Annotated in this window: 25 protein-coding genes; 13 read left to right on the plus strand and 12 right to left on the minus strand. The window is 60.9% G+C overall.

Features of this window, described 5'->3' with window-relative positions; all coding sequences use genetic code 11:
- The first annotated feature begins 138 nt into the window (after positions 1 to 138).
- From HAPAU_RS18235 to HAPAU_RS20570, 4 genes are read left to right on the plus strand one after another with little or no spacing between them, the layout of a single operon-like run.
- A complete protein-coding gene (locus HAPAU_RS18235; RefSeq protein WP_066385523.1) occupies positions 139 to 645 on the plus strand; it encodes a hypothetical protein in 507 nt (168 codons plus the stop codon).
- On the plus strand, positions 635 to 2,134 hold the full coding sequence (locus HAPAU_RS18240) for a UbiD family decarboxylase (protein WP_066385524.1): 1,500 nt from the start codon (positions 635 to 637) through the stop codon (positions 2,132 to 2,134). The genes HAPAU_RS18235 and HAPAU_RS18240 overlap by 11 nt, the downstream gene beginning before the upstream one ends.
- Positions 2,131 to 3,522, plus strand: coding sequence for a UbiD family decarboxylase (locus HAPAU_RS18245; protein WP_066385525.1), 1,392 nt, complete (start codon positions 2,131 to 2,133; stop codon positions 3,520 to 3,522). Before HAPAU_RS18240 ends, HAPAU_RS18245 begins: the two co-directional genes overlap by 4 nt.
- Entirely contained in the window at positions 3,515 to 4,456 is a 942-nt protein-coding gene (locus HAPAU_RS20570) for an MBL fold metallo-hydrolase (protein WP_084383893.1), read from the plus strand. The genes HAPAU_RS18245 and HAPAU_RS20570 overlap by 8 nt, the downstream gene beginning before the upstream one ends.
- Here HAPAU_RS20570 and HAPAU_RS18255 read toward each other — a convergent pair.
- The 3 genes from HAPAU_RS18255 to HAPAU_RS18265 form a co-directional block, all read right to left on the minus strand.
- Entirely contained in the window at positions 4,426 to 5,835 is a 1,410-nt protein-coding gene (locus HAPAU_RS18255; RefSeq protein ID WP_066385526.1) for a zinc ribbon domain-containing protein, read from the minus strand. The genes HAPAU_RS20570 and HAPAU_RS18255 overlap by 31 nt on opposite strands.
- The gene (locus HAPAU_RS18260) at positions 5,832 to 7,001 is read right to left on the minus strand and encodes a thiolase C-terminal domain-containing protein (RefSeq protein WP_066385529.1); all 1,170 of its coding nucleotides are present in this window, start codon (positions 6,999 to 7,001) and stop codon (positions 5,832 to 5,834) included. Before HAPAU_RS18260 ends, HAPAU_RS18255 begins: the two co-directional genes overlap by 4 nt.
- 63 nt (positions 7,002 to 7,064) lie before the next feature.
- On the minus strand, positions 7,065 to 7,295 hold the full coding sequence (locus tag HAPAU_RS18265) for an aryl-alcohol dehydrogenase (protein WP_084383894.1): 231 nt from the start codon (positions 7,293 to 7,295) through the stop codon (positions 7,065 to 7,067).
- 349 nt (positions 7,296 to 7,644) lie between these two features.
- Here HAPAU_RS18265 and HAPAU_RS18270 point away from each other — a divergent pair, with 349 nt between their 5' ends.
- Positions 7,645 to 9,096 carry an aldehyde dehydrogenase family protein gene (locus HAPAU_RS18270; protein ID WP_066385533.1) on the plus strand — a complete coding sequence of 484 codons (1,452 nt, stop codon included), beginning with the start codon at positions 7,645 to 7,647 and terminating at the stop codon, positions 9,094 to 9,096.
- Between the two features lie 78 nt (positions 9,097 to 9,174).
- Positions 9,175 to 10,329 (plus strand): acyl-CoA dehydrogenase family protein, encoded by a 1,155-nt coding sequence (locus tag HAPAU_RS18275; protein WP_066385535.1) that lies wholly within the window; start codon positions 9,175 to 9,177, stop codon positions 10,327 to 10,329.
- A 98-nt stretch (positions 10,330 to 10,427) separates the two neighbouring features.
- Here the strand turns inward: HAPAU_RS18275 and HAPAU_RS18280 are convergent, their stop codons facing one another.
- The 6 genes from HAPAU_RS18280 to HAPAU_RS18300 all read right to left on the minus strand — a co-directional run bounded on the left by HAPAU_RS18280 (position 10,428) and on the right by HAPAU_RS18300 (position 13,870).
- Entirely contained in the window at positions 10,428 to 11,270 is an 843-nt protein-coding gene (locus HAPAU_RS18280; protein WP_066385537.1) for an enoyl-CoA hydratase/isomerase family protein, read from the minus strand.
- Positions 11,271 to 11,404: 134 nt separating this feature from the next.
- Entirely contained in the window at positions 11,405 to 11,578 is a 174-nt protein-coding gene (locus tag HAPAU_RS21945) for a PaaD-like zinc ribbon domain-containing protein (RefSeq protein WP_169802691.1), read from the minus strand.
- A gap of 4 nt (positions 11,579 to 11,582) precedes the next feature.
- On the minus strand, positions 11,583 to 12,347 hold the full coding sequence (locus tag HAPAU_RS18285; RefSeq protein WP_066385538.1) for a Phenylacetic acid catabolic protein: 765 nt from the start codon (positions 12,345 to 12,347) through the stop codon (positions 11,583 to 11,585).
- Positions 12,340 to 12,549 (minus strand): phenylacetic acid degradation PaaB family protein, encoded by a 210-nt coding sequence (locus tag HAPAU_RS18290; RefSeq protein ID WP_066385539.1) that lies wholly within the window; start codon positions 12,547 to 12,549, stop codon positions 12,340 to 12,342. Before HAPAU_RS18290 ends, HAPAU_RS18285 begins: the two co-directional genes overlap by 8 nt.
- A 3-nt stretch (positions 12,550 to 12,552) precedes the next feature.
- The gene (locus HAPAU_RS18295) at positions 12,553 to 12,948 is read right to left on the minus strand and encodes a metal-sulfur cluster assembly factor (protein WP_066385540.1); all 396 of its coding nucleotides are present in this window, start codon (positions 12,946 to 12,948) and stop codon (positions 12,553 to 12,555) included.
- Between the two features lies 1 nt (position 12,949).
- Positions 12,950 to 13,870, minus strand: a complete 921-nt coding sequence (locus tag HAPAU_RS18300) for a Phenylacetic acid catabolic protein (protein ID WP_066385542.1) — start codon at positions 13,868 to 13,870, stop codon at positions 12,950 to 12,952.
- Positions 13,871 to 14,181: 311 nt separating this feature from the next.
- Here HAPAU_RS18300 and HAPAU_RS18305 point away from each other — a divergent pair, with 311 nt between their 5' ends.
- Positions 14,182 to 14,676: a GNAT family N-acetyltransferase gene (locus HAPAU_RS18305; RefSeq protein WP_066385543.1), complete on the plus strand. Its 495-nt coding sequence runs from the start codon at positions 14,182 to 14,184 to the stop codon at positions 14,674 to 14,676.
- A 5-nt stretch (positions 14,677 to 14,681) separates the two neighbouring features.
- Complete coding sequence (locus HAPAU_RS18310) at positions 14,682 to 14,963, plus strand: 2Fe-2S iron-sulfur cluster-binding protein (protein ID WP_066385545.1); 282 nt, start codon at positions 14,682 to 14,684, stop codon at positions 14,961 to 14,963.
- Between the two features lie 578 nt (positions 14,964 to 15,541).
- Here HAPAU_RS18310 and HAPAU_RS18315 read toward each other — a convergent pair.
- The 3 genes from HAPAU_RS18315 to HAPAU_RS18325 form a co-directional block, all read right to left on the minus strand.
- Positions 15,542 to 17,185: an acyl-CoA synthetase gene (locus tag HAPAU_RS18315; protein WP_066385860.1), complete on the minus strand. Its 1,644-nt coding sequence runs from the start codon at positions 17,183 to 17,185 to the stop codon at positions 15,542 to 15,544.
- 176 nt (positions 17,186 to 17,361) lie between these two features.
- Positions 17,362 to 18,138, minus strand: coding sequence for a CoA-transferase subunit beta (locus HAPAU_RS18320; RefSeq protein ID WP_066385546.1), 777 nt, complete (start codon positions 18,136 to 18,138; stop codon positions 17,362 to 17,364).
- Positions 18,128 to 19,024: a CoA transferase subunit A gene (locus HAPAU_RS18325; RefSeq protein WP_066385548.1), complete on the minus strand. Its 897-nt coding sequence runs from the start codon at positions 19,022 to 19,024 to the stop codon at positions 18,128 to 18,130. The genes HAPAU_RS18320 and HAPAU_RS18325 overlap by 11 nt, the downstream gene beginning before the upstream one ends.
- A 116-nt stretch (positions 19,025 to 19,140) precedes the next feature.
- On the opposite strand from HAPAU_RS18325, the gene HAPAU_RS18330 reads away from it, so the two are divergent.
- From HAPAU_RS18330 to HAPAU_RS18350, 5 genes are read left to right on the plus strand one after another with little or no spacing between them, the layout of a single operon-like run.
- On the plus strand, positions 19,141 to 20,391 hold the full coding sequence (locus HAPAU_RS18330) for an ABC transporter substrate-binding protein (RefSeq protein ID WP_084383895.1): 1,251 nt from the start codon (positions 19,141 to 19,143) through the stop codon (positions 20,389 to 20,391).
- A gap of 49 nt (positions 20,392 to 20,440) precedes the next feature.
- On the plus strand, positions 20,441 to 21,310 hold the full coding sequence (locus tag HAPAU_RS18335; protein ID WP_066385552.1) for a branched-chain amino acid ABC transporter permease: 870 nt from the start codon (positions 20,441 to 20,443) through the stop codon (positions 21,308 to 21,310).
- Between the two features lies 1 nt (position 21,311).
- Complete coding sequence (locus tag HAPAU_RS18340) at positions 21,312 to 22,415, plus strand: branched-chain amino acid ABC transporter permease (protein WP_066385554.1); 1,104 nt, start codon at positions 21,312 to 21,314, stop codon at positions 22,413 to 22,415.
- On the plus strand, positions 22,412 to 23,200 hold the full coding sequence (locus HAPAU_RS18345) for an ABC transporter ATP-binding protein (protein WP_066385556.1): 789 nt from the start codon (positions 22,412 to 22,414) through the stop codon (positions 23,198 to 23,200). Before HAPAU_RS18340 ends, HAPAU_RS18345 begins: the two co-directional genes overlap by 4 nt.
- 1 nt (position 23,201) lies before the next feature.
- Positions 23,202 to 23,969 carry an ABC transporter ATP-binding protein gene (locus HAPAU_RS18350; RefSeq protein WP_066385560.1) on the plus strand — a complete coding sequence of 256 codons (768 nt, stop codon included), beginning with the start codon at positions 23,202 to 23,204 and terminating at the stop codon, positions 23,967 to 23,969.
- The last annotated feature ends 64 nt before the right edge of the window (positions 23,970 to 24,033 follow it).

Below are 24,033 nucleotides of genomic sequence, written 5' to 3' on the forward strand. Positions count from 1 at the left end.
GTAATTGACCGTCCGCTAGATCGAATACAGCAGGCAAACATGAAGTAGTATCGTATCTCCAATCGTAGAGTCATCAACAGGCATGCTACGATACACCAAGAGCTTATCTATTCGGCTCGAAAAGGAGTAATACGGCGTATGTCTGAGGAATACGTAACGTCCGAAACCAACCTTCCGCCCGAGCCCGAGGGCAAGGAGATTACGCTCCAGATTAGCGATAAGGACACAAGAGAGATATTTAACACACGGGCCCGGATCAGTCGGAATCCTGACGTACTTGCTGATCCTGCCCCACTGACCGTCGTTAAGGGACCCCATGAGAACAAGGAAGAGAAGTGGTATATTGAGATCCTCACAGCTGATATTGAGTCTGAAAGCGTCGATAGGGAACTCCTCCGTACAACAATGGATGAAGTGAAGGACGGTGCGAATATCATCAATACACGGTCTGACGAAGTGAAAACGTTGCTTCGCTATTTAGTCAAGACGGGCCAATATAGCTCTGTCTCGCAAGCAAGTCGGACGATTATGTTCGAATATCTCGCCAATACACATCCGGAACTCGTAGACGAATATGTCGATCTTAAGGTAAAAATCGAACATCAGGAATTATTGGATACCAATCAAGAGAAACATGACGGTTGATAGCTTGCGCGACTACCTGCAGACGCTTGATGAAAAAAACGACCTCATTGAGGTCAAGGATCGGATATCATGGAACCTTGAGGCTAGTGCGTTGACAATGTTGGCGAACGAACGTGACCATGGAATACCCTTATTCGAAGATGTCGACGGTAGACGGTTAGTTGGAGATCCATATCGCGGCAGTCAGCGACGGCCGTGGGATCGTATCGCACAGGGTATCGATCTACCGCAGGATATCTCCCGCCAAGAATTTTATAGGGAGACGATTTCGCGACTCCAGAATCCGCGCGAGCCAGTGACGATCTCCCCGGAAGACGCTCCCTGTAAGGAGGTTACTCGCGTTGAGACAGATGTTGACCTGCTTGAATTCCCGTGGCCCTATATTCATGCTGGAGATGGCGGTCGCTATTCTAACCTCCATACGCTGATCGTATCTGATCCGGATTCGGCCTGGATCGACTGGTCATATCATCGAGCGATGATACACGACAATGAAACAGCAAGCGTATTGTTGTTGGCCGGCGAGCAGACGCCGAACCTCTTCTACTATAAATACGAACGTGAGGATGAACCGATGCCGGTCGCTATTGCTGTGGGTACCGAACCTGCCGTTCAGTACACCTCCGTAATGTGGATTCCTACCGGACGGAGCGAGGCGGCCTTCGCTGGTGGCCTGAAGGGATCACCGATCGAACTCGTTCCCTGTGAAACAAACGACCTTTTGGTCCCGGCGACGGCCGAACTAATCATCGAAGGAGAGATCGTTCCAAACATCCGCCGTGATGAGGGCCCGTTTGGGGATTATTTCGGCTACATGCATGGTCCACGGCGATCAATGCCGACCCTACGGGTCACCGGAATCACTCACCGGAAACGGCCAATCATCCCATTTTGTGTTGAGGGAACGGGAGTTGGATACACTGAGAACTCGACGAGTTCGATGGAGGTCGGCTGCGTCGGACCAGATGCAACTTTGGGCTTGCAAGCCGGGGGGTTCGATATCGATCAATGCGTTCCCTGGTCATCAACCCCGCGGGGTGTATACGTAATCTCAACCGGAAACACGGATCCAGGATACCTTCACGAACTCGCGAACTTCATCTTCACCACGTGGGGAATGTTGCACGTTGATTTCTTCGTGTTCGTCGACGCCGACATTGATCCCTTCGATCAGCGCGAGGTCCTCGAAGCACTCGTTTTGCACGCCGATCCCGACAGCGACTTCCATCAGTTTGGCGTCGAGACGATGCCAAAGGTTCCATTGAACATCTACCAGACACCCAGCGAGAAGGGTAACGTCCAGACGGGAACCTCGAAAGCTAAGACAGCCAAAGCGTACATCGACGCAACAAGGAGTGATGACGACTTTGTTACCGGTACGTTGGACGACGATCTGCAAAATTGGGCACGGTCCGTACTCGAAGATGCAGGAGCAAATCCTGATATGCTACCGTTTACCGATTCGGCACAAAGAGGGGGATCTCGATGATATCCTTCCGAGACCATCTTCGAATTCTCGACGCTAACGAGGACCTGTTGACGGTAACTGAACACGTCCACTGGGACGAGGAAACAGCAGCCGTCGCGGTAGAGGCGCTCAAACACGACTGTAAAGGGCTTAGATTCACATCTACGTCCGGCGAAGTCGATTTAGCCAGCGGCATATATGCGGGGCACGCTCAGATTTCCAGTCGCACCCATCAACCATGGCGGCGGCTCAAGAAAGCGCTTGACCGTGAAGGGGACGATTACGTACAACTTCTTGAGGCAGTCTCTCGACGAAACACACGTGCACCCGATCATATCGTCCTTGAGGAGCCAGCTGCAACGATCAAGTCCTCAAGTAATCCGGCCTCGTTAGGACTTCCGACCGTTGAGCCGAATGGTCGACAGCTGATCACGCTTGGTTTGATCGCCGTCGAGCACGAAGGGATGACATCGTGGGCACCGGTTCGTGGAGCGATTCACCGCCGATCCCAACTACGACTTTCAGTTCCTCAACCGTTTATCGAGTGGTGTGGCGATAACCGCCAAGCAAGTATTTCTCTCGGCATCGCTGCAGCGCCGCTGGTCACTGCATTGCAGGGATGGACATTAGATCGAACTACGTCAGCTGTTCCGAAACTGGCGGCTGCTCTGGGTGAGACGGCCGTCGTGGATATCGATGGACGAACAGTTCCTGCAGATGCAGAAGTGCGTCTCGACGGTTCGATCATCGATGTCAATGATGGAGTCTCCGGACCAGTTGCGGTCTGGGAGCGAGGATGCGAGACGGTGGGCGTGACTGTTGAGGTTGAGGCCATTGCAACGCGTGAAGATCCCGTCGTCCCCTTCATTCCCCTCGGAGCACCGCTAACCGACGATCTCCACCTGACCGCACTTGTCGAGGCTGCGGAGCTCTACCGACGTATCAACGGTTATTGGGGTGTTTCGCCGGTATCATGGATTCGGTTACCCGTCGAGGGACGACTTGGGATCTGTCTCGTCTCTAGCGAGATTCTCTACTCGGGATTCGAGTGGCAGTTGGCCAATGTCTTGTTTTCGTTCTCGGACTTCTTCGACAAGGTTCTGATACTGGATGAACACACTGAACCCGACGATCTCGCACGCGCGCTTGATGATATGTGGGTGAAAGCCCATCCGAGCAATGACTGGATCTTCAGCGATCCCAATGCACCTGCCGCCAGCATCCCGCGATACCGTCGTGATGGTCAAACAGGATCACGCCTCTACATCAACGCGACTTGGGACCCCCAATGGGACGAGGAGTACATTGCCCCACGAGTGACGTTCCAAAACTCCTATCCAGAGGACGTTCGAGAGCTATCCCTCGAGAAGTGGAGCGATCTCAATTTGGAAGAAAAATCCGATGACTAAGCCAATTCGCATTCCGGTTGATACGGGAACGCCTGAAGGAGTCAACAGCGCATATCATTTCCCTGATCGCGGCGTTATCGTCGACCCAGGGCCCCCGACCGAGACAGCATGGACCGCACTAACTGAGGCGATCAGACCTGCCCTATCGTCCGTTGAGCATGTGCTCGTAACACATTGGCACTCGGATCACGCCGGTCTTGCCTGCCGATTGGCCGAAGCGGCAGATGCGACGCTCCATATGCATTCCTCAGACGCACCTCTCGTCGGCGAGTACGCAGCCGCGCGCCAGCGTCGCCTCGATCGGGACGTCGCAACGCTTCGACGCTGGGGCGTCCCTAAGCCACGACGAGAAGCACTGATTAATTCAGACTCGCCATCACCGATGCCCGAGACGTATCCCATCACAGCCCACGAGGACGGTGAGACGGTCGCCGGTCTAGAATTCGTCCATACACCCGGCCACACACTGGGACATAGCTCATTCGCCATCGACGACACGCTGTTGCTCGGTGATCTCCTCCTCCCGACGTACACGCCGAATGTCGGGGGTAGCGATACGCGCACTGACGATCCCTTAGCGACGTACCTCTCCTCGATCGATCGAGTAAACGCCCGATTCGATGAGGGAGAACCAGGCCATGGGACGACGATGGACGTGACGAGGGCCGTCGACGAGGTTCGAACACACCATCGCGAGCGCGCCCTCGCGGCCTTTCACGCGTTGTCGACCGTCGCCGATTCTACGTCGTGGATGGTCGCTCGTAACCTCTTCGGCGAAATGCGCGGTATCCACGCGAAATTTGGCGCCGGCGAGGCCGCCGCGCATCTCGATCGGCTGGCTGCACTCGATGTCGTTGAGCGGACGGACGAAGAGTCGATCCGCTACCGACCGCGCGTCGCGGACTACCCCTCCGATCTGAACTTGACGCCGTAGCGCGGCACCCCCTCCTGGGTGTAGATCCGCCGGATCGTCGCCCGGACGGTGTCACCGACCGCGACCGCCTCGGGATCGACGTCGGCCAACTGGGCAGGCAGCGTCGCCTCGCCGTCGCCGGCCGCGAGGGCGACGATGGCGACCGCGTACGCGCCCTCCCGTTGCTGTAACTCAGCGAACTCCGGCGGGGCGCCACCCTGCCCAATGACCGTCAGCGCCCGGATCGTCCCCGTTCGAGACGCCTCGATCCGCTCGAACTCGACCCGCGAGTGACACTCCTGACAGGCTCCGCGGGGTGGGAACGTGACCCCGCCGCAGTCGGGACATTCCCCCGCGATCAGGCGGTAGCGCTGATCGAGCGAGCCCTGCCAGTTCGGGAGGCTCACGTTCGCGCCGCCACCTGCGACCTCGCCCTCGACGACGTAACCCCGCTTGCGGAGGTACTCGGTGTACCCGATCGCTTCCTCCCCGTCGAGGTCGTCGATCCCCGCGATCGGGAAACCACCCTCAAGTTCGAGGGCGACCGCGGTTCCCCCGCCGAAGAAGCCGCCGACCGTCGACTCCCCCTCGTCAGCCTCGGCGAGTACGGCGAGCAGACCGATCGGGACCGTCGCCGCACCGGCGTCGCCGATCCGATCCACGACGGTTCCGGCCGCCACGGCCTCGTTCGAGAGGGGCAGGTCGCCGGCAACGCGGTACGGGAACTTCCTGTCGCGCTGGTGGAGCGCCGCGGCCGTCGCCTCGCTCGCGTCGACCTCGAGAGCCGTCACCGCCTCGGTCACGGCCTCGCGGACCGCACTCCGCTCGTAAGTCGTGACGTCGAGCGAGTCGATCTCGCGCTCGCCACGGGGCCGAAAGCGGATCCCCGGGGTCTCGTCGCTGTACCACGCGATATCCCGGACCGGGACAACCGCCTCGTCGTCGATCACGAACGCCGCCGCGCCGGCGCCCAGCGGGTGGTCGGCGTCGGCTGGATCGCCCTCCGGACAGTCTGCGGCGACGACCAGCGCCGGCCCGTCGGCGTCGAGCGCCCGCGCGAACGCCTCCCCACCCGCGGCGGTGTGCTGGGTCGAAACGGAGCCGGCGACGTCCTCGGGCAGCGCGAGCATCCGGACGAACCGCGAGAGGAAGTCGCCCTCGGCCATCGGCGGGGTCGTCGTCGCCATCGCCACGAGTTCGATCGCTGAGCGTTCGAGAGACGCACTTTCGAGGGCGCGCTCGGCCGCCGCGACGGCCATCGTCAGCGCGTCCTCGTCGGCCGCGGGGACCGTCTTCCGGTCGATTCCCCTCGCGTCGGCGTGGCCCCACGCCGCGGCCGTCTCCTCGGTCGACAGCCGGAACCGGGGGAGGTAGATCCCGCCGGCGTCGATCCCCCTCATGCTGCCTCCTCCCGCTCGAAAACGTGAACGGTCACCCCGCCGCCGGATCCGCCGACGTTGTGCGTCAATCCATAGCGCGGCCGATCGGTCTGTACGTGGGCCTCGCCGCGGAACTGCTCGAATGCCTCGACGATCTGGCCCGTTCCGGTGGCACCGATCGGGTGGCCCTTCGATTTGAGCCCGCCGCTCGTGTTGGTCGGGAGATCGCCGTCGGGATCGGTGACACCTTCTCGCAGAAGGCGTCCGGCCTCGCCTCGCTCGCAGAAGCCCAGATCCTCGTAGGCCAGCAGTTCGGCGATGGCGAAGCAGTCGTGGACCTCCGCGAAGTCGAGGTTCTCGGGGCCGATCCCGGCCTCCTCGTAGGCGGCCTCGCCGGCCCGGACGCTCGCTGGGATGCTCGTGAGCGTACCCCGCTGGAAGAGGCCGACCCGCCCACTCGAGGCGCCCGCACCCGCGACGCGGATCAACTCCTCACCGTATTCGCGGGCAACCTCCTCGCTCGCGACCAGTACGGCGCTCGCACCGTCGGTGGTCGGACAGCAATGATACAGGTTGAGCGGATCGGCGACCGACGGCGCGGAGACGGCGTCCTCGAGCGAGCACTCGAAGCCGAGGTGGGCTTTGGGGTTCTTCGCGCCGTTCGCGTGGTTCTTGACCGCGACCCGCGAGAGGTCCTCGACGGTCGTGTCGTACTCCTCGAGGTGGGCGCTTGCCATCTGGGCATAAACGCCGGCGAAGGTGGTCCCGCTGATGCGCTCCCATTCGGTCTCGCCGCTGACGCCGAGCCACCACTTGGTCCCGTCGGCGCTCGTGTCGGTCATCACCTCGTAGCCACCGGCCAGTGCGACGTCGACCATGCCCGAACGCACGGCGGTGACAGCCTGGCGGAAGGCGTAGCCGCTTGCTGCACAGGCGTTTTCCACGCGGGTCGTCGGCACGCCGTGCAAGCCAATGTGTTCGGTCACCGCCGGCCCAGAGAGGCCGATCTGCCGGCCGCCGACGCCGAGCGTTCCCAGATGCGCCTCATCGATCACTTCGGTCGGAAGCTCGCCCTCGACGCTATTGAGAGTGGACTCGAATGCGCTCTCGAACAGCGAGAGGTAGGTCTCCTCGGGAAAGGAACCGAACGACGACTGTCCGGCTCCGATCACGTATGCGTCTCGCATACCTTCACGTTCCTGCCGATGTGACTTATAGAATTGGTTCAAGTGCGAGGGTGCGCAGCGGGGTTAGGGCTCGCTCATCCGAAGGACCGGCTTGACCACCTCGCCGTTCTCCTGCTCCTCGACCGCCCGTTCGATGTCCTCGAAATCGTAGTACGTGACGAGTTCGTCGAATGGGGACTTCCCAGCGCGGTAAAGGTCGATCAGGTCGGGGGTGAACAGGTCCGGGGTGGAGTTCCCCTCGATGACTCCCTTGATGTTCCGGCCAAACAGGACATTGTTCACGTCGAGACTCACCTCGGCTCCCAGCGGCGGGGCGCCGACGACCGCGCAGTCGGCGTTCTGTTGTAGGCAGTCGACCGCCTGCCGAAGGACGGTCGTGTTCGCCGTCGTCTCGACGCTGAACGATGCGAACCAGGACTTTCCCGTGCTGGGGATCGTCTAATTCCAGCGTTTCGATCTCGAACGGCCCCGACTCTTCTCGTATAACCGCAGCTTTGATCTCCATAGGTCCGTATCGATATCAGCATTATTAATAATGTTCTTCGGGGCCCGGGCTTCGATCGAGTGTTCTCAGCAGATATGACCTACTCACAATCGGTGTGAACCTCATATTTTTAACCGTCCTCGAAGAAGACCTCTCTGGATGAGCTATTCCGGTCCGACAGACCTGTATATCGACGGTGAGTGGACGAGCGCAGAGCGCAGCGAGACGTTCGTCACGGAAGATCCGGCGACGGAGGAACCCTACGCGGAGGTCGCGGAGGCCACGGTAGAGGATGTCGACCGCGCCGTCTCGGCCGCAGAAAGAGCGGTCGAACGCGACGCGGAGTGGCGGTCACTCGCCCCCCGCGAGCGCGGCGCACGGCTGTACGCGATGGCCGACGCGATCGAGGGACAAAAGGACGAGATCGTCCGCGTCGAGTCTCAGGACAACGGCAAGACGCCCTTCGAGGCGACGCTGGACGTCGACATGGTGATCGACACCTTCCGGTACTACGCTGGCTGGGCCGACAAGGTCCAGGGCGACGAGGTGCCGGTCCCCGGCGATAGGCTGAACTACACGGTTCGCGAGCCGCTCGGCGTCACCGGCCACGTAATCCCGTGGAACTACCCGTTCCAGCTCGCCGGTCGGAGCCTCGCGCCGGCGCTGGCCTGTGGGAACACGGCTGTCCTGAAACCCTCCAGTACGACGCCCCTATCGGCGCTGTACTACGCGACCGCGGCGGAGGAAGCGGGCCTGCCTGACGGCGTCCTGAACGTCGTCCCCGGCCGGGGGAGCACCGCCGGGAACCGCCTCGCCGAACACCCGGACGTCGATCACGTCGCGTTCACGGGCAGCACGGGCGTCGGCAAGGGCGTCATGGAGCACGCCTCACGAAACGTTACGGGCGTCACGCTCGAACTCGGAGGGAAAGGGCCGAACCTCGTCTTCCAGGACGCCGACCTCGACGCCGCTGCCGGCGGGGTCCACTACGGCATCTTCATGAACGCCGGCCAGATGTGCTGGGCGGGGTCACGCCTGCTCGTCCACGAGGATGTCCACGACGAGGTGGTCGAGCGCGTCGTCGAGCGCGCAGAGGCAACGCCGCTCGGAAGCGGAATTGACGACGGCGGCCGGATGGGACCGACCGTCAGCGAGGGCCAGCAGCGGGAGGTGCTCGAGTACATCGAGACCGGGAAGGCGGAAGGTGCGACGGTCGCCACGGGCGGCGGCGTCCCCGAGGACAAGGACGCCGGCTATTTCGTCGAGCCGACGGTGTTCACTGACGTCTCGAACGAGATGACGATCGCCCGGGAGGAGATCTTCGGCCCCGTCCTGAGCGTGATCGAGTTCGCCGACCGCGAGGAGGCCGTCGAGATCGCCAACGACTCGCCGTACGGACTGATGGCCGGGATCTGGACCTCCGACCTGAAGACGGCTCACTCTGTCGCCGCCACTCTTGATTACGGGATGGTGAGCGTCAACGAATTTCCGGTCACCCAGCCCCAGACGCCCTTCGGCGGGTTCAAGCAGAGCGGCCTCGGGCGCGAGCAGGGCGCCGAGGCAATCCACGAGTACACCCAGACGAAGAACGTCAACGTAAGCCTCGAGTAGCGTCGAGGTACCCCCGTAGCCCATCGCGTCGCCCCCTCCGAGAACCTTTATGGTGGCGTGTCCCGCGTGTCGAACCGTATGACCCTCATCGAGAGCGCGCTCTCCGAGGAGCACCGCGAGATTCGTGATCGGGCGGCGACGTTCGCCGCCGACGTCGTCGAACCCGAGGCAGAACACATCGAGCGAAATGATGAGTTCCCCCGGGAGGTGATTGAGGAAGCGGGTGATCGGGGCATGCTCGGGATCATGGTCCCTGAGGAGTACGGCGGCGAGGGCTCGGACTTTCTCTCGTACTGCCTGGCGGTCGAACGGGTCGCCGAGGCCAGCGGAGCGGTGGCCGAGACGATCCAGGGCCACACGTTCGCGACGCTCCCGATCCTGAACTTCGGCACCGACGAACAGCGAGAGGCATACCTCGAATCGATGGTCCGCGGCGAGCGGGTCGGCGCAATGTTATTGACTGAACCCGGTGCGGGCAGTTCGCCGACGGAACTGGAGACGGTCGCCGAGACCGACGGGGAGAGCTACTCGATCGATGGCGAGAAGTCCTTTGGGACGAACGCCGGTGTCGCGGACATCCACCTCGTCATCGCCCGCAAGCGGCCCGCACCCGAGGACGGTCACGGGGTAAGCGTCTTCCTCGTCCCCGGCGTCGACGACCGCGATGGCTTCACGTTCGAGCGCGAAGAGTTCATGGGGATGCGCGGGCACGTCACCGGCGACTCGACGTTCGAGGGGGTCCGCGTGAGCGAGGACGCGCTGCTCGGCGAGGTCGGTGGGGGCTTTCGGATCGCGATGGGTACCATCGACATGGCTCGGACGGGGTTGGGAGCCATCGGGACCGGGATTGCCCGCGCCGCGTTCGACGAGGCCATCGACTACGCGGGCGCGCGCGAGCAAGGTGGGCAGGCGGTCGGCCAGTACCAGGCGGTGCAGGTCCTCGTCGCCGACATGGACGCCCAACTCGTCGGGGCGCGCCACCTCGTCTACGATTCGGCGATCGCGATCGCCAACGGGGAGGCGAACACGCGCAAATCGAGCCGAGCGAAGTTCGCCGCGAGCGAGGCCGCGGAGTTCGTCACACGGAACGCGATCCAGGTCCACGGCGGGAAGGGCTACCGCACGGACCTACCGCTTGAACGGTTCTACCGAGATGCGAAGATTCTGAGCATCATCGGTGGGACGAACGAGATCCAGCGGACGACCGTCGCGAGCGAGGCGCTGGGGCTCTAAGGGTTCAAGCACGTCCAGACGCACGCGTCGTCGAAGGCAGGGTTCGTAAAAGGATACGATATGGGACCGGGATTTCGCGGTAGGGCTCGTGGGTCGGATTACTCGTCGCTCGGCTCGCCCGGTTCCTTCTCGCCGAGTTCGACGCCCAGGAAGTCGGGGTCGTGATCGCCGAGGAACGCGTCGACGCCCTCCTTCGCCACGTCGGAGCCGAGCAGGCGGTTCTGAAGCTCGCGCTCATGGGACAGCGCATCCGATAAGGGCATCTCCAGACCCTCGTTGACGGCCAGTTTGTTGTGGCCGACGGCCATGTGAGACTTCTGTGCGATCTGCTGGGCGAACTCACGGGCGGCGTCCTCAACCTCCTCGGGCGGGTGGAGTTCGTCGAAGATGCCTCGCTCTTTCGCCTCCTCGGGCGTGATCGTCTCGCCGGTGATCATCATCTTGAGCGCGGTCGAGCGGTCGATGTAGCGGGGAAGCAGTTGAGTCCCCGCCTCGCCGGCAATGAGACCGAGGTGGATCTCGGGCATGCCGACGTTGTAGTCGTCGTCGTTCCCGGCGTACCGGAAGTCACAGGCGAGTGCGAGTTCCAGCCCGCCGCCCATGCAGTGGCCGTTGACCATAGCGATGAAGATGGTGTCGGTCGTCCGCATCTTCATGATGATCTCCTTGCTCGTCTGGCTCGCGTAGCCGACCTGTTTGCCCGACTCCTGCTGGAGCGCCTTGATGTCGAAGCCCGTCGAGAAGAACTTCTCGTTGGCGCTTCCGAACAGCACGGCCCGGACGTCCTCGTCGAACCGGACCGTCTCGACGGCCCGCTGCAGTTCGAGGAGCACGTCGATATTGTGGGCGTTGGCCGGCGGCCGGTCGATACGGATGGTTCCGATGTGGTCCTCCAGTTCGGTCTGGAAGAATTCCAGATCTAGCTCACTAAACGATTGCATACACACCGTTCATCAGTAGTGGCACATAAGTACCTTTCTATCACGAACGATCCGGGGGCTCGAATACCGATACGGCCGGTCGGATGGCTATCGCTCCCCGAGGGACAACCTCGTCGAAAACGACGCCGACGCGGTTATCCGGTATCCGGCTGTTTGCCGTCGAACTTGATCCGCTCGAAGACGGTGTGACAGCCGTTACAGTAGTACTGCATCTTGGAGATCTCGCTTCCGAACGCGGACTCCCGCTCGGTATCCGTAGAGCCACAGAACGGGCAGACGACCTCCGGGTCCGATGCTGAATCGTCCATGACGTTAGTCCATCGCAAACAGTTCGTTTTCGGTGCCCCGGAGCTGTCGAGCGTCGGCCTCGCCGATCGATCCGCCGCCGACCCGGCGCCTGACCTCGTCCCACTCCTCGCGGACCGGCGCGTCCCAGTCAACACCGTCAAGCGAGACGTCCGTCTCCGCGAACAGGTTGCGGTAGTGCTCTTCGAACGCCTCGCGGATCTCGGTGATCGAGCGATTGGTAAAGCCAGCCTGGATCAGGGGATCCGTCTCCTTGTCGTATTCGGCAGGTCCGATGAACGCGAGCGCCTGCGGAAGGGTGGTTTCCAGTGTCGACTGGATCCCCTCAGGGTCGTCTTCGGCCAGCGTCTCGAGGCGGGCGTCGTGGTACTCGAGGTGGAAGTACTCGTCCTCACCCATCTTGGTGATCAACCCGTCGAGGTGCTCGACGGCGATCGAGTCGATCATGTACCACGCCGCCCGGTCGGCCGGCGCGATCGAGGCGACGTACGCCGGCCAGTCGCCGTCGATCCGGTCGAGGCAGGCGGCGTTGTTGAACTCCTCGGCGTTGCGTTTGCCGTTCAGCCAGTCTTTCTCCCGGCCCTGTGAGGCCAGTTCGTTGACGAACTGGCGGAAGTGGCCGATCTCCTCCTGGGCGGCGCTCGCTCCGCCGATGTCGTCCTCAAGCGAGGGGCCTGCGAGGCTCCACTGAGCGTTCCGGTGCCCGAGGACGAGTTTCGTGTCCGCGATGGCTTGGACGTAGTCGACTGCCGGCTCCGGCCAGTCACTCATCGGCGCTCACCCTCGCTGTGGGTCGCTCGCCTGTGACCTCTATCAGATCCTCGGCACGAACGACCGCGAGGTAGTTCCAGTCCTCCTCGTCGAACGTGTTGTGTGCGTACATCCTCGCGAGGCGATCGTTCTGCGCCCGCACGTTGCCGATGTGGAGCGTCTCGTCGCCCTGATTGATCCGGGCGAATACTTCGTACTTCATGGCTCAGAGGCTGATCCCCGATTTTCGCATCTTCTCTTTGACCTCCGCGGTGAGCATCTCCTTCGACCAAACCGGATCCCAGACGACCTCAACATCGACGTTGTCGACACCGTCGAGGACGGTCAGGCAGCTCTCGATGTCGTTTTGAATCATGTCGTAGGCCGGACAGCCCATACACGGGTAGGTCATCTCGACGACGACGTCCCCGTCGTTGGCCTCGATGTCGTAGATCATCGCCATCTCGACCAGACTGACGGGGATGTGCGGGTCCGGAATCTCGTCGACGACGTCCCAGAGGTACTCCTCGTAGGCGCTCGCCTCGGCGCGGCGTTGCTCGACGAACTCGCTTGCGTGTACGGGACTGGACGCGTCGTCAACCCGCTGTCGTGCGCTCGACATCTTAGACCCCCACGTCGACGGTGCCCGACTGGATGAGGTCGACGTACTTCTCGTTGGCCGGCCCGCGCGAGCGCCAGCGATCCATCACGTCGCTCCACGAGATGGACTCGTCGTAGCGCCACTCCTTGTTCGCGGCGTCGAACGCGATCGGCATGTCGTATTCGATGACGTACTCGTCGGCCTCCTCGTCGTAGTGGGCCGGCACGTCGAGGTCGAGTTCGTTCATGAGCGGCATCGACCGCGCGAGCCAGTCCTGGCGGAGTTCGTCGTTGGACTTGCCCTTGATTCGGTACTCGAGCTGGTCGTCGTGTTTCTTCTTGTCGTCCGGCAGCCCGAACCACTCGATCCCGATCGGGAACATCCAGTCGACGGCCTCTTGGAGCTTCGCGCGGGTCTTGTCGTTCTTGTTCGCGAGCCTGCGCATCCACGTCTCACCGTGGCGGAGGTGGAACTGCTCTTCTTTGTTGACCTTCGTGAGCGCACGTTTCCAAGGGGCATACGAGGTGTTTTCATGGATATCGCCCAGGAGGACGATCCCCGCCCGATCGAACAGGCCGTGGGCCGTCACGAGTTCGGCGAAATTCTCGATGTGCTGGTCGAAGCCGTACGTGTTGCGGAACTCATGGGGCTCACGTCCGTAGATGAGCTCCTCGCGGTCCTCACCGAGATCCTCGAGCAGCCGGTAGGCAATGTGACCGTGGCCGAGTTCGTCTTGGATAACGCTGATGCAGGACGCACGCGCGTTGGGCGATGGGGCGTTGAGCGACTGATCGTAGTACGCTGGGGCGCTCATCAGTTCCGTATCGCCGGAAACCATCAGGATTTGTTTCAGGGCTTTCTTATACCCCTCCGTCATTTCCTCGGTCGATTCGATCATCTTCCCGTTTTGAACCCGCTGTTTGAGTTGTTTCTCTGTCGTCATAGTTCGACTCTACACCCCTGTTGTTTGGCCAGCACTATAATTGTTTTCTGTATACGATTCCCGTACCCAGCTGCCCGATACAGTTCTCCTTCGTGTTTCCTTCGGCTATTTGTCCAGTAACTGTCCGATGGCCTCTCGAACCGGAGCGAACATTGACTGCGGTCGGTCGAAATCCGTGTACTCGGTCGGGATACGACCGGGAAACAAAGAACTCGACACTAGGCTTCGATGGACTGCTGTGGTAAATTATTAGAAATATAATAGATTGCTCGACACGACCTTTTTTAGTAGTTGGGAGCAGATAAGGGGATATGACGTACACCCTGCGACACAGTACGGTGGACGATGGCGAGGAGATCCTTGACCTCTGGCACGGGTTCACGGAGCATCTTTCAAAGTACGACGACCGGTATCAACACAAGGAGGATGCCGACGACCGCTGGCTCCAGTACTTCGAGAACCAACTCGTCAACTCGAAGTACGGAACGGTAATCGTCGCCGAACACGAGGAATCCGGCGAACTGATCGGCGTTCTCGAGGCTCGCGTGATGGGCGACCATCCCATCTTCCGTCTCAAGGATCACGGCTACATCAACGGCCACTACGTGCGGGAAGATCACTGGAACGAGGGCATCGGAACGGCGTTGATCGAAGAGGCCCACGAGTGGTTCGCCGACTCGCCACGCGATATCGACTTCTATCGGATCGACGTGGTCGACGGCGACGAGAAGGCCGCCGAGGTATACGAGAAACTCGACTTCGAGCCCGTCGAACACGTCTTCGAACGCTCCATTGAGGAGCAGTAGAACTCATGGTCGAGACACACACTATCGAGTTCGTCGACGAGGGGGTGACCCTCGAGGTGGCCGAGAACGAATCGATCCTCGAGGCGGCCGAGGAGGCGGGACTCGACCTCCCCTATCAATGTCGAATGGGCGTCTGTGGCGTCTGTAGCGGCATGTGTGAGGACGGCGAGGCCGACCAGATGGAGGGGATGTTCCTCGCGGAAAGCGAAAAGGACGAAGGATACGTCCTCACCTGTATCGCAAAGCCACGCTCGGATATGCGAATCCGAACAAACGAGAGCCCCTGACGGTCGGAAGCAGCGAATCCGCGTGTGACCGAAAAGAGTTCTTTCGGGACGCCCCCATCGAGTTCGAGATGACTGAAACGGTACTGAGTCACTCGTCCTTTATTGTTGATTATATAAAGAGAGGTAAATAGGAGAGACAATGATCCCTTGGTCGAGATCGAATGCCAGGATCGGAAGGTCGTATACGTATATCGTATACAGTACCCCCCGGGGCGGTTCATCGCCTTACCCGTCGATATGGTTGTTCAGTCCGGAGAAGGCCAATAGGAACATTACAACCATACGTGTGTTATTAGTCTTGGTGGGGGGATACAGATTGTTTTCCGAGTAGACATTACATGAATATGTCTGTCATTTAATCTGGTGAGAACGATGAACGATACTGCACATCGGTTTTCGCGCTCGGTTCGTGTCCGCAGTGTCAACCGCGACGATATCTGGATGACCAGTACCGCATCCCTGCCGTATACGATATCGAATACATACATCGAATACAGCGGTCCGAATCACGGCGCTGGCCCCGAAAGCCAGTAGTAACTGACCGAAACGCCGCGTACGGGAGGGGATTTGATGAGTCGTTAGGCTTTCTTCTCTTCTTCCCGTTTGCGGAGTTCGATACGGCGAATCTTCCCGGTCTCAGTTCGCGGGAGTTCGTGTACGAACTCGACCTCACGTGGATACTTGTACGGTGCGAGCGTGTCCTTGACGTGGTTCTGGATCTCCTCGATCAGATTGTCCTCCGGGGAGACGCCGTCGGCTGCAACGACGAACGCCTTTACGATCGCGCCCCGCTCCTCGTCCGGGCTTCCGACGACGGCGACCTCCCCGACGGAGTCGTGTTCCTCAATGACGGCCTCGACCTCCGGGCCGGGGATGTTGTAGCCGCTAGAAATGATGAGGTCGTCGTTCCGGGACTTATACTCGAAGCGCCCGTCCTCGCGCTGAACGAAGATGTCGCCGGGATACGACCAGTTGTCCCGCACCGCGTTGGCCTGTTTCTCCGGTCGGTTCCAGTACTCGATACCGGTCGGGCCACGAACGGCGAGCAGTCCCGCCTCGCCCCGATCGCACTCCTCACCGGTCTCGGGATCGACGATCTTACACTCGTAACCGGGGACCGGAAAGCCAGTCGCGCTCGGGTCGATCTCCTCGTCGTGTCGGTGGCTGATGAAGATATGGAGCATCTCCGTCGTCCCGATGCCGTCGAGGAGGTCGATCCCGTACTCATCTTTGAACGACTCGAAGGTCGTCGGCGTCAACGGCTCGCCAGCACTCGCACCGACCCGAAGCGAGGAGACGTCGTACTCCTCGGGGCCGTCGGGGTACTTCGAGAGGATCTGGTTGAACGCGGTCGGGATCGAACAGAGCACTGAGATCCCATGTGAATCGATAGCCGCCAACAGATCGCCCGGCGTAGCGTCCTCGACGAGGCTCGTGCTGGCGCCAAAGCGCAGTGGGAACGTGACGAGGTCACCGTAGCCGTAGGCGAAGGGCAGCGGTGGGTTCCCGCCGAAGACGTCCTCCTCGGTCGGTTCGAGACAGTATCGAGCGTACGTATCTGCACTCGCGAGCAGGTTTTGGTGGGTGTGAATAGCCCCTTTTGGCTCACCCGTCGTCCCACTCGTGTAGAGCATTAACGCGAGGTCGTCCCGCTCCGTCTCGTACGCGTCGAGATCGGCGCTCGCATCGTCGAGTAGCTCGTCGTAATCGTGATGGTTGTGATCGATGCCGTTACGGTCGGCGACGACGACGTCCTCGACGGTTTCGAGGTTCGGGAGCGCGTTCTCGACCTCCTCGAGGAGGTCGTCATAGACGACGACTGTCGTCGCCTCGGCGTTGTTGATGATATGTTCGAGTTCCGCGGCTCGAAGCAGCTTCATTGAAGGAAGCGCGACGGCACCGATCTTTTGCGCGGCCAAACAGGAGACGACAGCCTCGGGGCGGTTTGGGAATCTGACGACGACCCGATCGCCAGGCTCGACCCCGAGGTCGAGGAGCGTGTTCCCCATCCGGTTGATGGCCTCCTGTAACTCCGCGTAGGAGATAGTTTGATCCTCGAAGTAGACGGCGACGTTGTTCCCCTGCCCCTCACGGACGTGTCTGTCCACTAGCTCCTCCGCCACGTTGATCTGCCGAGGGTAGTGTACCTCCGGGACGGCATGGACGTAATCCGGCCCGTCCGCTTCGTCCGGCAGGTACTCCGATGGTATACTGGACTGCATATCCGAATAGGTCATTATAGTTTCGAGAGAAATACCTAACGGTTCCGTTCACCGAGAGAATAGAAACATCATCAACCGAACCCGACAGTCGTTTCATCTCGTGGTGACTGAACCGGGAGACGTCCCCCCCTTCTCTTGCGGTTTGACTGACTGGGGACGGTCATCCCGTAATGACCTCAGGATCGGGTCCAGAATCCATCTGGGTCGAACGCCCGGATCAGCGCCAGTTCCTCGTCCGTGGGTTGTGCGGTCGTCGTCACCGGCCCCTCTCCGATGTCCTCGGCGGTGTTCATCTCCCAGGGGAAGTCGGTGAGGACCTCTTCCGGCGAGACCCCCGGATGGGCGCTTCGGAGGTAGAGTTCGCCGTCGACGTCGAAGCCGAACGTCGCTTTCGAGGTCACGAGTGTGCTGGGGCCACCGCCGGGTGCAGGGTGATCCGTCCGTCTCCCGCCATTAGGGCTGTGACCCGGGCTCGTCACGTAGTGGACTTCTTCCGTGAACCGGCGGGGTTCGTGGGGCATGAGCAGCACGGTTCGATCGGCCATGCAGGCGATGTCGCACGCACCGCCGCTACCGGGGAGGCGTATCTCGTCGTCGCCGGCGCGGACCCACGTCGTGTTGAGGTTGCCGTAGCGGTCTATCTCCGCGCCACCGAGAAAGCCCACGTCGATGTCGCCGCGCTGGAGACGGCTCATGATGTCAATCATCCCAGTGGCTGAGACCGCGCGGTTCAGGTTCGGCAGGTCGCACATCGTGTGGATAAAGCCGTCGGCGGGGGAATCCCGAACGACCCCACTCTCGTAGACGGCCATCGAGTTCGGCGCGTGGGTGCTGACGGCGACCTGAAACGCGATGAGCGGCAGTCGCATCCCGACGAACGCGGTGTCACCGTCCTCAATCTCCGCAGCCGCGGCGCTGACCATCAGCTCCCGGGGGGTATACTCACTGGCCATAGCGCACCTCCGCGGCGACAATCGGCTCGGTGATCGAGAGGTCAGCCTCGATCCACTCTGCGTACTCCTCGCGGTCCGAAACGCCGTGAACCCACTCGTCGGCCCACTCGTCGAACGCCGCCTGTGTTTTTGTTCGCCGGTGATACTCTAGGTAGTACTCGTTGTCGCGGTTGTAGTGGCCCGCGAGCGGCGACGGGTGGGCGCCGAACGGACACTCCACAACGGCCGTCACCTGATCGTGCGTGATCGCAACCCGACTGGGATCGCTTGTTATCACGTCGGGATCAACGACCTCCTCGGCGGTGACCAGCACGTTCTCGGCTGCGCCGACAGCCGGGTCGATGATGCCGGTGTTGCCCCAGAGGTGGACGTCGCCGTCGGGACTTGCACGTTGCACGTGAACGATCGCCCAATCGGGTGAAATCGCGGGGACGAGGGTGATTCGATCCCCCGAAAACGGATCGATCTCTTCGCGAAACAGGCCGCTTCGCTCGAAGACGTCGCTTCCTAACAACGACCGGGTCGGGAGGTACGGGATGCCCATCGCTCCGGCCTGTAAGGCGAGCGCGATGCTGAAGTTCGAGTGGTCCTCGATATCGATCTCGTCGCTCTCGACGGCCTCGCGGAACCGATAGCCAGTACCGGCACTGACGTTGCCGACCCACGCCGCACGGATCCGTGACACCGCGCCACCGCCGACCAACTGATCGAACAGCAGGTCGCTGATCGGCCCGATCATCGTCAGGTCGTCGATCCCCTGCCGAAGCAGTTCGTGGCCCGCCGCGAAGGGGATCGCATGTTCGAGCGCGAGGCCCGTCGCGATCGAACTCCCGGGCTCAATTCGGGATACCGCCTCTTCCAGTGAAAGCACTGCTTGCTTCGTCATACACTATGTCTGTCGAATCATGACATATAAACCCGCGTCTCACACCATCCATCGATAGGTCGCATGAAACGAATGAATCAGAAATTATAAATAGTTTAGTACACCTCGAAACGGGTATGTCTCACAGAGACGCGGGTGAAGTTACCACACAAGGACAGGTCTCCGCGACGGGATCATCGGGGGTATCCAGACGCCGATACCTACAGACGAGCGCCCTACTTGGTACGACGGTGGGGTTGACGGGTTGTCTCGGCGGATCCGAGGATACCCTTACTGTCGGATTCGTACTGCCGTTTACGGGCGTCTACTCGCTGCTTGGCGAGAGCATCGTCAACGGGTTCGAACAGTACCTCGACGAACAGGGCGGCGAGATCGGGGGCCAAGAAGTCGAGACGATCTCGAGAGACACGGAGGCCGACACCAATGCCGGCGTCTCCGCGACCCGCGAACTGCTCGTCGAGTCCAGGTCCGACGTGCTGGTCGGGCCTGTCTCGAGTGCGGTCGCGACCGCGATGATGCAGACGGTCGAAAACGAGTCAAGCGCGATTTGGCTCAACGCGAACGCGGGCGATTACCGCCTCGTTCAGGACGGTTGTCTGCCGTATCACTTTCGCACCTCGTTCAACGATTGGCAGACGAGCGCACCACTGGCACCGTGGGTCTACGAGAACGTCGCGGACAACGTGTTTCTCGCGTACGCTGACTACGCGTTCGGGCAGAACTCGAAGCGATTCTTCGGAGAGGCCTTCGAGGAGGCTGGCGGTGAGGTCGTTGGCGAAGTCGGCGTTCCGCTCGGGACTGACGACTTCTCGCCCTACCTCGGCGAGATCGAGAACAGTGGTGCCGAAGCGGTCTACTCCTTTTTCGCCGGCAGCGACGCGGTTAACTACGTCACGCAGTTCCACGAGTTCGGCCTCGACCGGACGATGACCCAGACCGGAAGCGGCTTTCTACTCTCGGAGGATACGCTTCCCGCACAGGGTCAGGCGGCCCTCGGAAAATTCTCGCTTCTTCATTACACTCCCACGGATCAATCAGAGCGGAACCAGGAATTCGCCCAAAGCTACGCGGACACCCACGATACCCGACCGAACGTCTACGCGTGCCAAGGCTACGACTCGGCACAGGCGTTCGCCATGGCGATCGAGGACGCTGGAAGTTCGGATCCTGACGACCTCGCCGGGTCGCTCAACGGCGCGGAGATCGATAGCCCGCGTGGGAGCTTTCGGTTCCACCCCAAGACGAACGACCCGGTCCAGAACATGTACGTTCGCGAGGTCGTCGAGGGGAGTGACGGGCCTGAGAACCGGGTCGTCGACACGCTAGAGGACATCGATCTGCCAACATGGGGCTGCAGCATAGACTGAGAACGATGCTACGACACCTATTCCGATTGCCGAACGGATCGGAGGCGATATGATCGAGTCGCTCCTCCGGGCGACGCTGCTTGGCCTCCAGTTGGGAATGACGCTTGCGCTCGTCGCCGCCGGACTCACGCTCATCTTCGGGATGATGGACGTGATCAACTTCGCCCACGGGGCGCTATACATGTTCGGCGCGTACTTCGGCCTGCTCGTCGGCGAGAGCCTCGGGAGCTTTTGGCTCGCGCTGTTGCTCGCACCACTGATCGTCGGGCTGATCGGCGCCGCCATCGAAATCCTCTCGTTGCGTCCGCTGTACGGCCGCAACCCGCTGTATCACATCTTGCTCACGTTCGGGATCGCGATCATGGTCCAGGGGATCGTTGTCCAGATCTGGGGGTCACAGTCCCGTCGGATTCCGGCCCCCGACCTGCTCACCGGATCGGTCTCTTTCGGTCCTGTCACGTACCCGGTCTACTGGCTGTTCGTGCTCGTGCTCAGTACCGTATTGATCGGGACGATCTGGATCGCCATTGAACGCAGCGACCTCGGGATCCTCATGCGGGCGAGCGCCCACGACACGGAGATGGTTGATGCTCTTGGCGTCGACGTCAAGAAGGTGTTCACCGGGGTGTTCGTCTTTGGGTCGGTGCTCGCGGCGGTCGCCGGCGTCTTGCTCGGCGCGTCGCGGTCGGTCCACCCTGGCATGGGATTCGGCGTCATCATCGAGGCGTTCGTCATCGTTGTCATCGGTGGGCTCGGTAGTTTCAAGGGAGCGATCTACGCGGCGCTGTTGATCGGGCTCGTCATCGCTTACGGCGCCCTGATTGCGCCTGCGCTGACCGATCTATTCATCTTTACGCTGATGGCGGCAGTCCTGATCGTGAAACCGAGCGGCCTGTTCGGCGCAACGGAGGCAGCCTGATATGAAGTCAGTCATGAACCTCGCAGCCGACCTGAAAACGGCGATTGGAATAGGGGAGACCACGGGGCCAATTGGCGAACAAGTACTCTCCTCCCAGGGGCGACTCGCAGCACTGGTCGTCGCCGGCGTCCTGGCCGTGTTCGCTCCAGTCGCACAGGCATTTGAACCGTTCTGGCTGAACATTCTGACGCGAATGCTTGTGTTCGCACTACTCGCACTGAGCTTGGATTTCGTCTTCGGCTACGCTGGTCTCCTGTCGTTCGGACATGCAGCCATGTTCGGCGCCGGCGGATACGCAGCTGCACTCGCGATACGCGAAGTGACGACGAATGCACTGGTTGTCCTGCCGGCATCGATGCTTGTAGGGGTCGCCGTCGCGGCGTTCATCGGCTGGTTCAGTGTCCGCGCAAAGGGGATCTACTTCGCGATGCTGACCCTTGCGTTCGCCCAGATGTTCTACGTGATCGTGTTTACGGACCTCCCCGCTACGGTGCTGGATGTCGAGACGATCACCGGCGGCGACGACGGTCTGTTCGGTATCCCGCTATACGAGGCCATTGGAATCGACTTCACCTCGCGACTGCTATACTTCTACCTAACGCTCGTGCTCGTGTTGGTGTCGTTCGCCGTCCTCGTTCGGGTGGCGAACTCACCCTTTGGCCGTACGATGCAGGGGATTCGTGAGAATGAAGAACGCATGCAGTTCATCGGTTACGACGTCCAGCGGTACAAACTCCTCGCGTTCTCGATCAGTGGCGGGTTCGCTGGACTGGCTGGTGGGCTGTACGTGCCGTTCCAGAGCGTTGCACAGCCCGGACTACTGCACTGGACGATCAGCGGCGAACTTGTCGTAATGTTGTTGCTTGGCGGGATGGGGACCCTCTGGGGTCCGATGCTGGGCGGTGCGCTCGTCATCTACCTCGAAGAACGCCTCGCCGGCTTCGCGACCTGGGAGATCATCCTCGGGAGTGTGTTCGTCGTCGTGGTTATATTTGCACCCCGAGGGCTCGCCGGCACGCTCATTTCGATCAAAAATGACCCACGTAACACGATTACCCATGTGAAACAGGCACTTCGAAACTACGTAGAGAAGGTGAGAGGATGACACAGAGCTATACCACTGATCCAACGGACGGAGACGCCGAACCGATACTCTCGACCGATGACTTGACCAAGAAGTTCGGGACGTTGACGGCGGTTGACGGGGTTTCATTGGAGATCCCTGCCGACCGGATCACATCGATAATCGGTCCGAACGGCGCGGGCAAAACCACGCTGTTCAACCTCTTTACAGGTAAGTACGAACCGACGGAGGGTCGAATAGCGCTCCGTGGTGACCGAATCGACGGGAAAGAGCCGCACCACCTTGTCGAGCGTGGGCTGGTCCGGTCGTTTCAGATAAACAATTTCTTCGCGGATCTCACTGCCCGCGAGAACGTCAGACTGGCGACGCAAGCCCCCTACACCGGGTTCCGACCGCGGGACTTCCTCGCCCACCATCGCGATCTCGATGTGGCGACTGAGTCAGCTAATCGAATCCTGGAGCGCGTTCACCTGTCAAACGTGGCCGACGAGACGGCATCGAATCTCTCTTACGGACAGCGCCGACATCTGGAGATAGGGATCTCGCTCGCAGCCGATCCCGACCTCTTTCTGATGGACGAGCCGACGGCCGGGATGAGTCCCGAAGAAACACGAGAGACAGTCGAACTGGTCGAGGAGATCGCATCGGATATCACGTTGATACTTATCGAACACGACATGCATATCGTTATGGACATCTCCGATCAAATCGTAGTCATGAACGAAGGAATGGTCCTGGCACGGGGGACTCCCGATCAGATCCGAAACGACGAACGGGTTCAGCGGGCCTACTTGGGGAGTGAGTGAAATGAGTGAACTCACTGACGTTGGCGGCGAGAATGACGCGCGTCCGCGCTCCAGTAGCAGTCGACGATTAACCGTCGACTCGATCGAGACCTATTACGGGGACAGCCACGTGTTGTTCGATGTCTCGCTCTCTGTTGGCGATGGGGAGATCGTCGCACTCGTCGGCCGCAACGGGGCCGGCAAGACGACGACGCTCCGCAGTATCATGGGGCTGACGCCGGCTAAATCGGGCCGGATCGAAAAGGACGGCGAGTCGATCCACGGATTGGATCCCCACCAAGTCCGAAAGCGGGGGATCTCGTGGATCCCCGAGGAACGGCGCGTCTTCGGCGGGTTGACTGTTGATGAGAACCTCCGACTGGCGGCCCACACCGCCGATACCGACCAGCGAGAGCGGATCGAGGAGGTCTACGATCGGTTCTCGCGCCTCGACGAGCGTCGCACTCAGAAGGCCGGCACGATGAGCGGCGGAGAACAACAGATGCTCGCCATCGCACGGGCGCTGTTGGGTCCCGAAACCGACCTCCTGTTGCTCGACGAACCGAGCGAAGGACTCGCCCCGCAGATCGTCAAGGACGTCGAGTCGATCATCCGTGAACTCAACGAGGAGGGCGTGACGGTCCTGCTCGTCGAACAGAATGCCGAGATGGCTCTTGGATTAGCTGATCGGGCGTACGTACTCGAAACGGGCGAGATCGTTCACGAATCGTCGGCTGACGAACTGCTCGCGGATCGGTCAGCAATGGAGCAGTATCTGGGGGTCCAGTAATGAGTAAAACGTGTTATGAGCACTGTGAGGATATGCAGCGGGACTTGCCACATCAAGAGGAGGT

The sequence above is a fragment of the Halalkalicoccus paucihalophilus genome (assembly GCF_001593955.1).
GTDB lineage: Archaea > Halobacteriota > Halobacteria > Halobacteriales > Halalkalicoccaceae > Halalkalicoccus > Halalkalicoccus paucihalophilus.

Coding starts and splice junctions, on each gene's coding strand:
- HAPAU_RS18295 (WP_066385540.1), bottom strand. CDS start 12,948: ATGTCGAGCGCACGACAGCGGGTTGACGACGCGTCCAGTCCCGTACAC.
- HAPAU_RS18350 (WP_066385560.1), top strand. CDS start 23,202: ATGAGTGAACTCACTGACGTTGGCGGCGAGAATGACGCGCGTCCGCGC.
- HAPAU_RS20570 (WP_084383893.1), top strand. CDS start 3,515: ATGACTAAGCCAATTCGCATTCCGGTTGATACGGGAACGCCTGAAGGA.
- HAPAU_RS18245 (WP_066385525.1), top strand. CDS start 2,131: ATGATATCCTTCCGAGACCATCTTCGAATTCTCGACGCTAACGAGGAC.
- HAPAU_RS18240 (WP_066385524.1), top strand. CDS start 635: ATGACGGTTGATAGCTTGCGCGACTACCTGCAGACGCTTGATGAAAAA.
- HAPAU_RS18305 (WP_066385543.1), top strand. CDS start 14,182: ATGACGTACACCCTGCGACACAGTACGGTGGACGATGGCGAGGAGATC.
- HAPAU_RS18340 (WP_066385554.1), top strand. CDS start 21,312: ATGAAGTCAGTCATGAACCTCGCAGCCGACCTGAAAACGGCGATTGGA.
- HAPAU_RS18300 (WP_066385542.1), bottom strand. CDS start 13,870: ATGACGACAGAGAAACAACTCAAACAGCGGGTTCAAAACGGGAAGATG.
- HAPAU_RS18320 (WP_066385546.1), bottom strand. CDS start 18,138: ATGGCCAGTGAGTATACCCCCCGGGAGCTGATGGTCAGCGCCGCGGCT.
- HAPAU_RS18280 (WP_066385537.1), bottom strand. CDS start 11,270: ATGCAATCGTTTAGTGAGCTAGATCTGGAATTCTTCCAGACCGAACTG.
- HAPAU_RS18335 (WP_066385552.1), top strand. CDS start 20,441: ATGATCGAGTCGCTCCTCCGGGCGACGCTGCTTGGCCTCCAGTTGGGA.
- HAPAU_RS18290 (WP_066385539.1), bottom strand. CDS start 12,549: ATGAAGTACGAAGTATTCGCCCGGATCAATCAGGGCGACGAGACGCTC.
- HAPAU_RS18260 (WP_066385529.1), bottom strand. CDS start 7,001: ATGCGAGACGCATACGTGATCGGAGCCGGACAGTCGTCGTTCGGTTCC.
- HAPAU_RS18235 (WP_066385523.1), top strand. CDS start 139: ATGTCTGAGGAATACGTAACGTCCGAAACCAACCTTCCGCCCGAGCCC.
- HAPAU_RS21945 (WP_169802691.1), bottom strand. CDS start 11,578: ATGGACGATTCAGCATCGGACCCGGAGGTCGTCTGCCCGTTCTGTGGC.
- HAPAU_RS18345 (WP_066385556.1), top strand. CDS start 22,412: ATGACACAGAGCTATACCACTGATCCAACGGACGGAGACGCCGAACCG.
- HAPAU_RS18310 (WP_066385545.1), top strand. CDS start 14,682: ATGGTCGAGACACACACTATCGAGTTCGTCGACGAGGGGGTGACCCTC.
- HAPAU_RS18285 (WP_066385538.1), bottom strand. CDS start 12,347: ATGAGTGACTGGCCGGAGCCGGCAGTCGACTACGTCCAAGCCATCGCG.
- HAPAU_RS18255 (WP_066385526.1), bottom strand. CDS start 5,835: ATGAGGGGGATCGACGCCGGCGGGATCTACCTCCCCCGGTTCCGGCTG.
- HAPAU_RS18315 (WP_066385860.1), bottom strand. CDS start 17,185: ATGCAGTCCAGTATACCATCGGAGTACCTGCCGGACGAAGCGGACGGG.
- HAPAU_RS18325 (WP_066385548.1), bottom strand. CDS start 19,024: ATGACGAAGCAAGCAGTGCTTTCACTGGAAGAGGCGGTATCCCGAATT.
- HAPAU_RS18270 (WP_066385533.1), top strand. CDS start 7,645: ATGAGCTATTCCGGTCCGACAGACCTGTATATCGACGGTGAGTGGACG.
- HAPAU_RS18330 (WP_084383895.1), top strand. CDS start 19,141: ATGTCTCACAGAGACGCGGGTGAAGTTACCACACAAGGACAGGTCTCC.
- HAPAU_RS18275 (WP_066385535.1), top strand. CDS start 9,175: ATGACCCTCATCGAGAGCGCGCTCTCCGAGGAGCACCGCGAGATTCGT.